The organism is Pseudomonas frederiksbergensis (genome assembly GCF_001952935.1).
GTDB lineage: Bacteria > Pseudomonadota > Gammaproteobacteria > Pseudomonadales > Pseudomonadaceae > Aquipseudomonas > Aquipseudomonas frederiksbergensis.
This window is the reverse complement of record NZ_CP018319.1, coordinates 4383466-4397059: the sequence shown is the minus strand read 5'-3', so window position 1 is coordinate 4397059 and position 13594 is coordinate 4383466. Positions and strand designations below refer to the sequence as shown.

Genomic DNA, 13594 nt, shown 5'->3' with positions numbered 1-13594 from the left:
CAGATCTTGTGGGAGCGTGGCTTGCCCGCGATGGCCGCGCCTCGGTTTTGAGCCTGACTCAGAGCGCACTAAAACGCTGCCCCAGCCCCTGCTCCGCAAACTGCTCAATGATGAAATCCACAAACGCCCGGGTCTTGCCCGGCAGCAGTTTGTGTTCAGCGTAATAAATGGAAATGTTGCCATCATCGACAAACCATTCCGGCAGCACCCGCTGCAAGGTCCCGGCCTCCAGATAGCCCACGGCAAACGGCATGCTCACCAGCGCAATGCCCAACCCTTGGACGGCGGTGGCGCAGGCTGCCTCCGAATCGCTCATGGTCATCCGCGCCTTGAGCGTCAGCGGGCTGTGTTGCTGGGTGCGACTGGTCAATTGCCAGGAACGCACACGACCCGTCTGTGGCGATCGAATCAGGATGCCATCGTGATGTTTGAGATTATCGGGCTCGGCAATCACCTCACGCCCTGCAAGATAGTCGGCTGACGCGACCAACACCCGATGGGCCGGTGTCAGCTTGCGCGCCACTACCCCCTGCGGCAGCTCGAATCCCCCACCAATCGCCGCATCGAAACCCTGAGCGATCAAATCGACCTGACGGTTATCGAAATGCCAGTCCGGGTTGATCGCCGGAAAGCGCCGCAGAAACTCCCCGAGCAACGGCACGATGTACAAACGCCCGAACACCGTGCCCATGCTGACCTTCAACGTCCCCGCGGGTAGCCCCTCGGCGCTGGCCAGATTGGCCACGGCATTCTGGATCGTGTGAAGACTGGAACTCACTTCGCCGAGAAACCGATGACCCGCTTCAGTGAGCGTCAGGCTGCGAGTGCTGCGCTGAAACAGCCGCACACCCAGCCGCGCTTCAAGCTTGGCGACGCTCTTGCCCACCGCCGCCGGGGTCAGGCTCAAGCGACGTGCGGCCTCGGCGAAGCTGCCGACCTCGGCACTGCGCACGAAGCATTCGATACTGCTGAAGGTTTCCATAAGCGCCACTATAAACTTTTGGTTTACACAGACTATCGCAATTACCGTCTACACAGCTGGTAACACTGAATCGATACTAGGCTCCATCAACCGAGACATCTCGCCTCGGGACTTTGGAGATCGATATGACTACTCAGAACCTCAGCGGCAAAGTGGCTTTGATTCAAGGCGGATCCCGCGGTATCGGTGCCGCCATTGTCAAACGCCTGGCCGCTGAAGGCGCGACAGTGGCCTTCACCTACGTCAGCTCCACGGCCAAGGCCGAAGAATTGCAACACAGCATCACCGGTAACGGCGGCAAAGCCCTCGCCATCAAGGCTGACAGCGCCGACGCCGAGGCCATTCGCGACGCCGTGACCGCCACCGTAAACGCCTTTGGCCGCCTGGACATTCTGGTCAACAACGCAGGCGTACTGGCCGTTGCCCCCTTGGAAGATTTCAAACTCGAAGACTTCGACCAGACCCTCGCGATCAACGTGCGCAGTGTATTCATCGCCACCCAGGCCGCCGCCAAACACATGACCGAAGGCGGTCGCATCATCAACATCGGCAGCACCAACGCCGACCGCATGCCCTTCGCCGGTGGAGGCCCGTACGCCATGAGCAAGTCGGCGCTGGTCGGCCTGACCAAAGGCCTGGCGCGCGACCTCGGCCCGCGCGGCATCACCATCAACAACGTGCAACCGGGCCCGGTCGACACTGACATGAACCCGGCCACCGGTGACTTCGCCGAAAGCCTGATCCCGTTGATGGCGGTGGGTCGTTACGGCAAAGCGGAAGAAATCGCCAGCTTCGTCGCCTACCTCGTCGGTCCCGAAGCTGGCTACATCACCGGTGCCAGCCTGACCATCGATGGTGGTTTCGGCGCCTGATGTTCTGAATCACGCATAAAAAAACGCCGGTAACCCTGATCAGGTTGCCGGCGTTTTTTCATGTACCCGGCCTTAAGCCCATTCGAGCGCCGGCAATCCGCAAGCACTCGGCTTGAACGCTTTCAGCGTACGAAGAATGCCGTCGGCGTGTGCGTATTTTTCGTCAGCCATCGCCGCATCCGGGATCGCAATCGCGGTCATTCCCGCCGCTTTCGCCGCCGTGACACCGAACGGCGAATCCTCGAACACCAGGCAATCCTCAGGCGCGACACCCAGGCGCCGCGCCGCCGTGAGGAAGATGTCCGGCGCCGGTTTGGCCGCGCCGACCTCCGGATCATCGGCCGTCACGATGAAATCGAACAGCGCGAACCAGTCGCGGTGCAAGGTGGTTTTCTGGCCGAACGACTGACGCGAAGAGCTGGTGCCCACCGCAATCGGAATGTTATTGGCCTTCAGATGCCGAACCAGCTCCTGTGCGCCAGGCATCGCCAGTGCTGTAGGAAAACGCTCGCGCATCAGCGGTTCGCGGATCACCAGAAACTCTTCGGCGGTAATCGGCAGGTCCAGCGCCTCGACCACATAACGCGCCAGATCGCCCGCGCCACGGCCGATGATGTTCTGCTTGATGCTCCAGTCGAAGACCCGCCCGTAACGCGCGGCAATTATCGACGTGACTTCGGTGTAAATGCCCTCGGTGTCCAGCAACAAGCCATCCATATCGAAAATCACGGCCTTGATCGGGCCGAATTCATTTAGCGGTGCATTCATCGCATCTGATCCGTTTTCTAATGACATCCCAGAGGCGGCTCAGGTACGGCCGGGTCCGCGATCGATTAAAGGATTCAGCAGCATAGCGAGCGCAGCGGGCATAGAGCAACGGGCAATACCTGATCGGTATTGAAACCTGCGCCGAAGTGCTGTTGGTCATTTAACGATTTCCCCTACACCAAACACTTACTTTCCTGACTTCTTTCCTCGCCGATCCCACGCAAAGTCTCGCGCTCTGAATTGATCCGCGCGAGGGACAGCGAATGTTCATACCTGACAACCTCCTGGCCTTGAACAACACCATCGGGCTGCTGGTGGTCGCCGCCATGGACCCTGAGCAGCCGAATGTCGAAGCGGTATTGGGTGATTTTCGACTGTGCCTGAACGACTACGACGCCTGGGCTGAAAGTTTCTGGACCGGCAAGGCCCTGGATGTCGAGCAAGTATTCAAGGTCGGCAACGAAGTCCGGCTTAGCGCGCCGAAGAATTCCACTACGCCTGTCAGCGCGACAGTCGCCGCGTGCCCGGCCAGCGGCCCGTTGACCCTGGTGCATATGTTTGAGGCGGCGCGCTTCGTGCCGATCGGCAATACGCCGGTGATGCTTGAACCTTTGCTTTCCGACGTGGTGGGTAAGCAGACATTCGGCAAGCCGATCTACGACGAGATCGGCCCCAGCGGCATTCTGGAAATCCCCGATTGCCAGCGCGGCCAGCGTTATCGCATCACTTTCTTTCCCGATGTATCCGCCGATCACGTCAAAGCACTTTACGCCTCCTATCAGGGCGTCATCGACGAGCTGGAAGGCTGGTTGCGCAACGAGTGGACGAGCGAGTTCGAACCGGCGTGGGCCGGGTTCTCCCAGGCCGCTTTCATCGAGCGCTACGGCATGCTGCAACAGGCCGATTGGCGCGGCTTCGAGAACTCGCTGAACGGTTTGTGGGATGACGTAAAACAGGTTTACGCCCTGATCGCCGACCTGCAGGCCAACAGCGAAAAACTCCTTGAATACCTGACCCGATCCGAGCTTGAAACGCTGCTGAACGCTTCGGCGGAATCCATCGCCAAGGTGTTGCTGATGCTGAGCGACGAGCCGTTGATGTTCATTCATCTCGCGGCGTTCACCAGTTGGCTGAGGATGCTGCCGCCGCAGTACATCGCCGAGGTCGTGGCGGAAATTCGTACGGAGATTTTGATCAGTTTCCTGCTCATGTGCCTTACCAGTCCTGCGGGACTGAAATTGCACCTGAGTGAGAAGGTGCTGTCCAGAATCAAGTCCCCGCGAACCCGGAAATGGCTGGCGGGCGCCAGTTTGCGACTGGCTGAGCTCACCGCCAGGTCTGACCTGACAGCCCACGCGGGCACGCTAAAACCGCTGATGGTCCACAGCCGGCATGCACCGATCAAACCTGCGCCCGCCGTGCCGTTGCAAATCACCCCAGGTGTTGCGCCAGTTCTGTCGGTGAAGAATCCAGTGGCCATCGCGCGCGACAAGTCTCAAGCCCTGACCAGGATTGGTCGGCAGGAACATCGCGACGATGCGCCCGATCAAGCGAAAAACCCCAACGGCGACAGCGCCGATTCCGTTGATAAAACCGCCACCAACAAATGCCCGGTGTCGATGGTCACCGGCGAAGAACTGCTGACCCTGACCGACGGTGCGCTGGACGGGATTTTGCCGTTCGAGTTCACCCGGCTCTATCGCACCAGTGCAGTGGAGATCGATTGCGGGCTGGGGTTTGGCTGGAGTCATTCGCTGTCGCATCGACTGGAAATCGACGGCGACAGCGTTATCTGGATCGACCACGAAAACCGCCGCACCACCTTCCCGCTGCCAACCAGTGAACGCCCGGCGATTCACAACAGTCTGTCGCGGGCGGCGATTTATCTGGGTGACGAGCCGGAAGAACTGATTCTCGCCCAGGCGGGGGAAAAATCGCGGTTTTTCCATTTCCGTGCCGGGCGTCTGACGGCGATCAGCGATGCCTACGGCAATCGGCTGACGGTGCAACGGGACATTTCTGACAGGATCAAACGCCTCGACAACGGCGCCGGGCGCTCCCTTTTGTTGCGCTATGACCGCCGCCATTTGCTCGCCGTCGACTATCAGCGTTTTCAGCCCGCCGACACCCTGGAAGACGCCTGGCGTACCGAACAAACACTGGTTGCCTACCGCTACGACGCTCGTCATCGCTTGATCGCCGCCACCAATGCCGCCGGCGAAAGCGAGCGCTACGACTACGACGATCAGCACGTCATCCTGCAGCGGCAGTTGGCCGGTGGGGCGAGTTTCTTCTGGGAGTGGGAAAGGTCCGGTAAGGCGGCCCGATGTGTCCGGCATTGGGCGTCGTTTGCACAAATGGACGCGCGGTATGTCTGGGATGACAACGGCCGTGTGCGGGTTAAAAACGCCGACGGCAGCGAAGAGGTTTACGAGCACGACGAGCGCGCGCGGCTGGTGCGCAAGGTCGGGCTGGACGGTGGCGAACACCTCAAGGCCTACGACCACCACGGTCGGCTGCTGGCGGAGCAGGACCCGCTTGGCGCCGTCACCGAATACCGTTACGACGAAGTCGGACGGCTGATCGCGCTGATTCCGCCGGAAGACGAGCCGACAGCCTACGAGTATCGCAACGGTTTCCTGCACGCGCGGTATCGCGGCCAAGCGGTGTGGAAATATCAGCGCAATGCGCAAGGCGACATCACCGAAGCGACCGACCCCGACGGCCAGGTCAGCCACTATTACTACGACGACAAAGGGCAACTGCTGTCGATCCGCTACCCGGACACCAGCCGGCATGTGTTCGTCTGGAACGCCTTGGGGCAACTGCTCGAAGAGACCTTGCCGGACGGCGGCCAGCGGCGCTTTTCCTACGATGCGTTGGGGCGGCAGATTACCCGTCAGGATGAACACGGTGCCGTTACCCAGTACCACTGGGATGCCGTCGGCCGACTGATCCAGACCACACTGCCTACCGGCGCCAGCCGCGCCTTCAGCTACAACGCCTACGGCAAGATCACCGCCGAGCGCGATGAACTGGGCCGCGTCACCCGCTACGAATACGTCGACGACCTGCACCTGGTCAGCCGCCGCCTCAATCCCGACGGCACCCAGCTGCGCTACCGCTACGACAACGCCCAGCTGTTGCTCACGGCAATCGAAAACGAATCCGGCGAAACCTATCGCCTGGACTACACGCCCAACGGCTTGATCCGACAGGAAACCGGCTTCGATGGCCAACGCACGGCGTACGCCTACGACCTCAATGGCCAGTTGCTGGAGAAAACCGAGTTCGGCGAGGACGGCTCGCAGCGGGTGACCGCTTACCAGCGGGATTCGGCCGGCCGCCTGCGGGTCAAAACCCTGCCCGACGGCAGCCAGGTTGAATACCGCTACGACCGCCTTGGCCGACTGGTCAGCGTCGACGACGGCCACGACCATCCGCTGGAGTTCGAATACGACTCGCAGGACCGGCTGATCACCGAGCATCAGGGCTGGGGCACGCTGCGTTATGGCTACGACGCCTGCGGCCAACTGAATCGCCTGCGCCTGCCGGACGGCAGCAAACTCGATTACCACCACGCCCGGGGCGGCGCGCTGACCGCGATCGACCTCAACGGCGCGCGGCTCAGCGATCACCAGTTCGCCTTCGGCCGCGAACAGCAACGCCAGCAGGGGCAGCTGCTCAGCGAATATGCCTACGACGATCAGGGCCGGTTGAAGGCCCACGCGGTCAGTCAGCTGTATCGCCGTGACTATGCCTACAGCGCCAACGGCAACCTTGACTACATTGCCGACACGCGACACGGTCAACGCAGTTACCACTACGACCCGCTCAACCGCCTGATCGGCGTCCGCCACACCCGCGATCAACCCCCGGAAAGCTTCGCCCACGACCCGGCCGGCAACCTGCTGATGCACGATCGTCCCGGCCCGTCCACCGTCAAAGGCAACCGCCTGCTGATCCAAGGCGACCGCCACTACGACTACGACGCCTTCGGCAACCTGATCCGCGAACGCCGCGGCACCGGGCAAAAACGCGTCACCGAATACCGCTACGACGGCCAGCACCGCTTGGTCGGCGTCACCACCGCGGACGGCCGCAGCGCCAGCTACCGCTACGACGCCTTCGGCCGCCGCATCAGCAAAACCGTCGACGGCAAGACCACCGAATTCTTCTGGCAAGGCGACCACCTCATCGCCGAAAGCAGCCGCGAGCACTACCGCAGCTACGTCTACGAACCCGGCACTTTCCGCCCACTGGCCATGCTCGACGGCAAAGGCCCGGACCAGGCTTGCCCGTTCTACTACCAGCTCGACCACCTCGGCACCCCGCAAGAGCTTACCGATTACAGCGGCGATATCGTCTGGGCCGCCCGATACACAGCCTATGGCCGCCTGACTCGCCTCAACCGCGACACCCATCAGGTGCTGGATCAGCCGTTGAGGTTTCAGGGGCAGTACTTCGATGCGGAGACTGGCCTGCATTACAACCGGCATCGCTACTACAATCCGGATGTTGGACGGTATTTGACGCCGGATCCGAGCAAGTTGGCGGGGGGGTTAAACGGGTATCAGTACACGCGCAATCCGACGGGGTGGGTTGATCCGCTGGGGTTGAGTGAGAATTGCCCGCAGGCGGGAACAGGAAATTGCCTACCTCCGGATAAGATAGGCAACACTCAAGTAAATGATGGAGAGCCTGACCTTCCCTATTCAGGAACTATCTCGGCCGCAATGCAGAACAAGATTCTGTACGGGATTCGGAGCCCTAGGCATAACAGCCCTATTGGTGGGCACTCCGCAAAATTACTTAACTCCCCGAAGTATCAAGTGGATGTACTTCAGACGAACAGAGATGGCACCATCAGCGCAAAAAACTTCAAGATGATTCTGGAACGTAAAGATGGAACAGTAGGATGGTCGGCCGCTAAATCACCGAATCGACATACGTTTGCGCCTGAGAACTGGAGTGACGAAAAGATCCTAAGAGCTACAGATGAGGTAGCACTTGCTCCGGGTGTAATCATTCGCGATGAGGCTGGAATGAAAATCACCCAACACACAAAAGTCATTGATGGCGTCGGATGGCAAGTGATTAAAGAGAACGATCAGATCACCTCATCCTATCCAACGGGAGGTAAGCCGTGAGGCCAGAAGATAAGAACGACATTTTCCAAAAGTTTGAGGCTTGGATGGGTGATTCAGAAAACTCCAACTGGACTGCCTATTCCAGCGAGCTTGTGGCCAAAGTGGTGTTGTGTGATTTTTCAGCCGATGATTGGATAAAACTTGCAGCAACAGTGTTAAGCAAAGCTGAATACTGGCAGCAGCGTTGTATCGTTTCCTTAGGAGAAAACCGCTCGCCAGAAGCGATTGAAATAATTAAGCTTATCCTCATGCAGTCTTCATATTTTGATGCCCGCACAATCGCAATTTACGAGCTTGATTGGGCGGAGGTCGCAATAGAAAGCAAATATACGCCTGCGATAATTGAAATTATAAACTCGACCCCATACGAGGATGTTGAACCTGAGCTCAAATCGCTATTAGCGAAATCTCAAGCTTCAACGGATTAGGGTGAGCCAAAAATGCCCAGCAGTTTACTGGGCATTCAATTGCAACATTGAGTTACTTAACCACCCGAACCACTCGTACCACCACCAGCACCACCCGTACCTCCTCCCGCAGCCCCAGAACTCCCACCACTCCCACTGCCACTCATCCCAGAACTACCGGATCCTCCAGACCCACCCCCAGAACCGCTCCCCATCGAACCGCCACCATTCATCGCCCCACTTCCAGTCTTCGGGCTGGTGCTACTTCCATTTGCATCACCAGCGTTCCCACCTTCAATGGCGCCAGGCGGCAACGCATTCCCGTCCGCTGAGCCCGCGTTCATTTCAGAGTACGGCGGCATCCCGCCCTTATCCACAGGTGCATCGTTGCCGGAAGACTGGGCAAACGCCGACATTGAGCCGGCCGACAACACGCCGATCACCGTCAGGGCGGTCAATTTTGACCTGATCATGGTGTCTCTCCTTTAAAAGGTGCGTACCTGATTTCTGGCCGTCATCGCTTTTTAAAGGTGCCGCACGATCGATGAGTGGCGCTGTGCAACAGGGTATGTTCAGCTCGGTTCGTTTGAGCCATCTTCATCGGCAATGTCAGGGTCGTGAGGGTGACCTTCAACGTCCCCGCGTTTCACTTCATCCGACGGCAACTGCTCGACAGCGGTGTCGTCATCAGGCGGACGTTGATCACGACTCAGGGAATCGGTTGGTGAAGGCAGCGGATATTCGGGGGTATCGTCAATGTCGGAGTCTTTCGGATCAGCGTTCATAAAGCACCTCGCGTGGGCCTGAAAAGCAGGCCCTTAAATTTCGAGGATGGTGCCGCGCATTGCGTTCGATCAAGGAGACGATCGGTCGCGTCCGTCGCACAGCCGGCTCAATCTTCGTCTTCGTCTTCGTCCTCTTCCTCGTCTTCGAACTCAATATTTCCGACGTCGCCCGCATCATCGGAATCATTGAGCGGCACTGTTGCGTCATCTATCAGTGAGCCTGGGTCTTCGTTTCCTGGATCGTTAATGAACGGAAGCCCGCTCGGGCCTTTTTCTTCCTTGCCTTCGGTTTCAGGAGTCATGGCATGCCTCACAACAATTGGGGGTGTATGAAGTTCGAGGCGGCCCACGATCAAACGTTCCAGAGTCCTACTCCCAGACGTGAAAAACCCGGCGCGGGGCCGGGTTTCTACTGTAGCTCGATGTCGAATCAGTGATGTTTGTTCTTGTGCTTGTTTTTATGCTTATGGTTGTGGCCGCTACCGGAATGCGAACTGCCGCTATCGTTACCCAAGTTGTTGCCTACCGCACCACCCGCCGCGCCACCCAGGCCTGCGCCAATGGTCGAACCGGTCTTGCCGCCCAGGCTATTGCCGATCACCGAGCCACCAGCCGATCCCAGACCACCACCAATAGCCGCTTCTGTGCGACTGCCTTTGTTGGCGCCGACCGCGCTACCTGCCGCACCGCCTACACCGGCGCCAATCGCGGCACCCGTGCTGCCGCCCATTTGCTGGCCGACCACGTTACCTAGCGCACCGCCAATACCACCGCCAACTGCAGCGGTGCCGTCACCGGCGGCCATTGCACCTTGAGCGACCAAAAGTCCCAGAACCAACGTGGACAATGTCAAACGCATGATATGAACCTCTAAATTCCGTATCGGGGGTAAGAGAACGCGTTACGGATGGCGTGAGTCTAGCTTTTTCATCACACCAGCGCTGATCGTTGGACAGCTATTAATTCAAAGAGCGCGAAGAAGAAATATCCAGATACAGAAAGCCCGGCATCAAGCCGGGCTTTTGAACAGATCGACGAGGATCAGTGACGCTTGTGACCTTTGGCCAGGTTGCTGCCCACGCCGCCGCCCAATGCGCCGCCCAAGCCTGCGCCGATGGTGGAACCGGTCTTGCCGCCCAGGCTGTTGCCGATCACCGAACCGCCGGCCGCGCCGACACCACCACCGATGGCGGCTTTAGTGCGGCTGCCTTTGCGTGCTGCAACAGCACTGCCGGCTGCGCCCGCGACACCTGCACCAATCGCTGCACCGGTGCTGCCGCCCATGCTCTGACCGACCACATTACCCAGCGCGCCGCCCAAACCACCACCGATGGCGGCAGTGCCATCACCCGCAGCCATCGCACCTTGAGCAACCAAAAGCCCCAGAACCAAAGCAGGCAGTGTTAAACGCATGACAAAAACCTCAAAAAAGGGGGTAACCGAAAAGGGGCGAGATTGAATGCTTTAGAGGAGACAAAGTCCAGACACGCACGGGTACAACCTCGCAATAGGCGACGGTTGGACAGCGTTTTCAGAAAAGGTTTTATGACAGGCAAAAAAAAGCCCGCTGGGGAACGGGCCAGGTACTGCTTTCTAACGGATGAGTTGAGACTACGTAGGTAGGTGTGAAAAGTTTGTGAAAAAAAATACCAACAGCGGGTTTTGTAGCTGTAGTCAAAATCGCAACAGCCGATTTTGTGAAAATAAAAACCCCGCTCAATGGCGGGGGCTATCCGGTTGACGGTTACTTCCTGGAAGACGGCATCCTCTTGGGCAAGAAATTCGCCTTTTCGGATCGGGGCACCTTGGATTTCAATTTGGCGACCCGGACCCGGTTTTCACCAAAGCCCGCCATATACTCCGCTTGACCACACTGCACGCAATTGTTGATTGGAAACTCAGATCCGTCGTCTTCGATATACGAATCAGCCATACCTTTCCCCTCTCAAAAAAGGGTCGACACCGGCAAGCCCTATTTGCCTGAAAAATATCGACCTTCAACGCTTTTGAGACTAGCCAGTCATTACCGGACTTGTAGTTCGGTTTGTTGCGTGCCCGACGAACGGCCTCGTGACACATTCACCTCAACTTGACCGCCGTCCCGGTCACGAACACCACCACCATCCCGCCCTTCCCGGCCGGCATGCTGATCTCATAATCAAGCCCCACCACCGCATCAGCCTGAAGTGCCCGGGCCCGCTCCTTCAACTCGTCGGTTGCCTGAATCCGTGCCTCCTTCAACGCCCGCTCCAGTGTCTGAGAGCGCCCACCGAAAAAATCCCGCATCCCGGCGAACAAATCGCGGATAACGTTTACCCCCTGCACCGACTCAGCACTGACGATGTCCAGATAGGCGGTGATTTGTCGGCCTTCGATGGAGTGGGTTGTGGTGGTGATCATTAAATTTCCTTTTTCATGGCCTGGGGATGATTACTCAAGGCACCTGGCGCTTAGTCTAGATACGGTGGCGGCGGCACGAGGGAGATGAGCGTGGATCAATAACATTGCCATCCACAAAATCCAGACGCCAGAAACCACAAAACCCCTGACTTCTTTCGAAATCAGGGGTTCTGGTTACATCGAATTTGGCGGTGAAGGAGTCCGCCATTTTAGTGTTTTTAGAAGCCCATAGACGTTTAATCCTTTCTATAAAAACTCTATAAAAACATATAGTTGGGGTATATTTTTTCTTTTGTGGTCCAAGCGTAACTATGGGAAGCCAAGGTCCAAGGTATGGGCTGGAGTATGGGCTGGAATTCATTTAGATTGAGTCATCATCCTTTCAAATAGGAAGTGACTGATGGCATCTCTGACGACGAAAGCGGTAGAAAAAATAGTCAGATCTGGGTTACCAGGAATGACCAACGATGGTGACGGCCTCTACTTGAAACTCGGCCGTACAGGTGGCGCAAGTTGGATCTTCCGCTACAAGCTTGCTGGCAAGAGCCGAGACATGGGACTGGGCAGGCACCCCGAAGTAAGTCTTGCGGCAGCTCGTGAGAAAGCAGCAGAAGCCAGAAAGCTGAGTAAGTCAGGCGTCGATCCGCTTACCAGTCGGGATGAGGAGATGGAACGGCAACGGCTGGAAAAAGAAACTGAACGTTTAGCTCAGGATGCAGCTATGGTCAAAGCAACCACTTTCAAAGAAGTTGCTCTCGACTACATCGCTGCCCACAGAGCGGGGTGGAGAAATGCCAAGCATGCTCAGCAGTGGGAGAATACTCTGACTACTTATGCATTCAAGGTCATAGGCGATCTTCCCACGCAGGAAATAGGCATTGAGCATGTGCTGAAAATCCTCAAGCCGATTTGGACAGTAATACCCGAAACCGCCAGCCGTTTGCGAAACCGTATCGAACTGGTACTCGATGCAGCAAAGGCCAGAGGGCTGCGTGATGGAGAAAACCCCGCTCGATGGCGTGGACACCTGGACAAACTGCTACCACCTCGCTCAAAAGTGCGTGCTGTGAAGCATCACGCAGCAATGTCGTGGACAGAGCTTCCCGCCTTCATGGTGCCCCTTGAGAAAGCAGATGATCTGAGCTCTAAAGCATTGCGCTTTACCATCCTGACTGCCTGCCGAACCAGTGAGGTGCTTGAATCGACGTGGGCAGAGATTGATGTGGCAGCAAGAGTATGGACCATTCCTGCGCCGAGGATGAAAGCAGGGAAGGAACACCGGGTGCCTCTATCAAAAGCGGCATTGGATTTACTCACAGGGCTTCCTCGTGTTGAAGGAAACAATCACCTATTTGCGGGGGTTCGCAAAAAGCGGCCTCTGAGCAATATGGCGATGTTGATGGCATTGCGTCGGATGAAGCGGGACAATCTCACGACGCATGGATTCCGCTCGACTTTCAGGGATTGGGCTAGTGAAGTTACTCACTATCCTCGAGAGGTCTGTGAGCAGGCGCTCGCGCACACAGTGGAGAATGCGGTAGAGGCGGCTTATCGCCGTGGCGATCTTTTTGAAAAGCGGCGAATATTGATGGAGGATTGGGCGCGATATGCCACAGGGCATGCGGTAGCAAATGCTGTTGAATGAGGAGCGAGATGTTCAAGCCATCATCTCACCTCGTTTATCGAGTGGAGGATGGCGACAGCGGCGACACTGGCGACAACCCGCGCGGTACTTAGCCTGCGACGTGGCGACTGTCGCCTTTGCAAGCTTCGCTCTTGGGGCTTTTTCGGCCAAGCCCACGCGGGCGGGAAGGCTCCGCATTCCCGTCCTCGTGGGCTCACATTAAAAACCGACGAACGACCACCCGGCCATGTAATACCACCGACTTCCAAGATCCTCCAGCACTACCAATTGGCGCAATAGTTGCCCAAAAAATGCTGTTGACCGCGAGCAGAACGAGCGCTAAACCAGAACCGTACAGGCGCTGTCCTCGACAGCACCGGTAGCCAGAACCTTTAAGGCTACGCCACATCGTGGCGGTTCTCCCCCAAGTGCGATTAGCATCCGGCGGCTCGCACGGTCACAACGATGTGATGGATGCCCACTTCTACCAGAGTGCCCACTGCGGCAATTCACACCCCGTCCTAGCTGTTCTGCAGCAACTTATCCACTTGGCCATTTCTTGCGCCAACCTGCGCCCGTCTCTTTCTTCCGGAAAGAGACGGGCGC

Annotated in this window: 11 protein-coding genes; 4 read left to right on the top strand and 7 right to left on the bottom strand. The window is 57.8% G+C overall.

The window, feature by feature from the left end; genetic code table 11:
• Positions 1–58 precede the first annotated feature (58 nt).
• Positions 59–982, bottom strand: a complete 924-nt coding sequence (locus PFAS1_RS20520; RefSeq protein ID WP_076030330.1) for a LysR family transcriptional regulator — start codon at positions 980–982, stop codon at positions 59–61.
• Between the two features lie 125 nt (positions 983–1107).
• On the opposite strand from PFAS1_RS20520, the gene PFAS1_RS20515 reads away from it, so the two are divergent.
• Complete coding sequence (locus PFAS1_RS20515; protein ID WP_076030329.1) at positions 1108–1854, top strand: 3-oxoacyl-ACP reductase family protein; 747 nt, start codon at positions 1108–1110, stop codon at positions 1852–1854.
• Between the two features lie 72 nt (positions 1855–1926).
• Here the strand turns inward: PFAS1_RS20515 and PFAS1_RS20510 are convergent, their stop codons facing one another.
• A complete protein-coding gene (locus PFAS1_RS20510) occupies positions 1927–2622 on the bottom strand; it encodes an HAD-IA family hydrolase (protein ID WP_074874977.1) in 696 nt (231 codons plus the stop codon).
• 263 nt (positions 2623–2885) lie between these two features.
• On the opposite strand from PFAS1_RS20510, the gene PFAS1_RS20505 reads away from it, so the two are divergent.
• Both PFAS1_RS20505 and PFAS1_RS20500 read left to right on the top strand, forming a co-directional pair.
• Positions 2886–7772 carry an RHS repeat-associated core domain-containing protein gene (locus tag PFAS1_RS20505; RefSeq protein ID WP_076030328.1) on the top strand — a complete coding sequence of 1629 codons (4887 nt, stop codon included), beginning with the start codon at positions 2886–2888 and terminating at the stop codon, positions 7770–7772.
• Positions 7769–8200, top strand: coding sequence for a HEAT repeat domain-containing protein (locus PFAS1_RS20500; RefSeq protein ID WP_232252146.1), 432 nt, complete (start codon positions 7769–7771; stop codon positions 8198–8200). The genes PFAS1_RS20505 and PFAS1_RS20500 overlap by 4 nt, the downstream gene beginning before the upstream one ends.
• A 551-nt stretch (positions 8201–8751) precedes the next feature.
• On the opposite strand, the gene PFAS1_RS20490 is transcribed toward PFAS1_RS20500, so the two are convergent.
• From PFAS1_RS20490 to PFAS1_RS20465, 5 genes are all read right to left on the bottom strand, one after another.
• Positions 8752–8964 (bottom strand): hypothetical protein, encoded by a 213-nt coding sequence (locus tag PFAS1_RS20490; protein ID WP_074874971.1) that lies wholly within the window; start codon positions 8962–8964, stop codon positions 8752–8754.
• Positions 8965–9071: 107 nt separating this feature from the next.
• Positions 9072–9266: a hypothetical protein gene (locus PFAS1_RS20485; RefSeq protein ID WP_076030326.1), complete on the bottom strand. Its 195-nt coding sequence runs from the start codon at positions 9264–9266 to the stop codon at positions 9072–9074.
• Positions 9267–9394: 128 nt separating this feature from the next.
• On the bottom strand, positions 9395–9823 hold the full coding sequence (locus PFAS1_RS20480; RefSeq protein ID WP_074874968.1) for a glycine zipper domain-containing protein: 429 nt from the start codon (positions 9821–9823) through the stop codon (positions 9395–9397).
• Between the two features lie 182 nt (positions 9824–10005).
• Entirely contained in the window at positions 10006–10377 is a 372-nt protein-coding gene (locus tag PFAS1_RS20475) for a hypothetical protein (RefSeq protein WP_059404653.1), read from the bottom strand.
• Between the two features lie 666 nt (positions 10378–11043).
• Positions 11044–11364: a YbjQ family protein gene (locus PFAS1_RS20465; protein ID WP_076030324.1), complete on the bottom strand. Its 321-nt coding sequence runs from the start codon at positions 11362–11364 to the stop codon at positions 11044–11046.
• 400 nt (positions 11365–11764) lie between these two features.
• Between PFAS1_RS20465 and PFAS1_RS20460 the strand changes: the two genes are divergently transcribed.
• The gene (locus PFAS1_RS20460) at positions 11765–13009 is read left to right on the top strand and encodes a tyrosine-type recombinase/integrase (protein WP_076030323.1); all 1245 of its coding nucleotides are present in this window, start codon (positions 11765–11767) and stop codon (positions 13007–13009) included.
• The last annotated feature ends 585 nt before the right edge of the window (positions 13010–13594 follow it).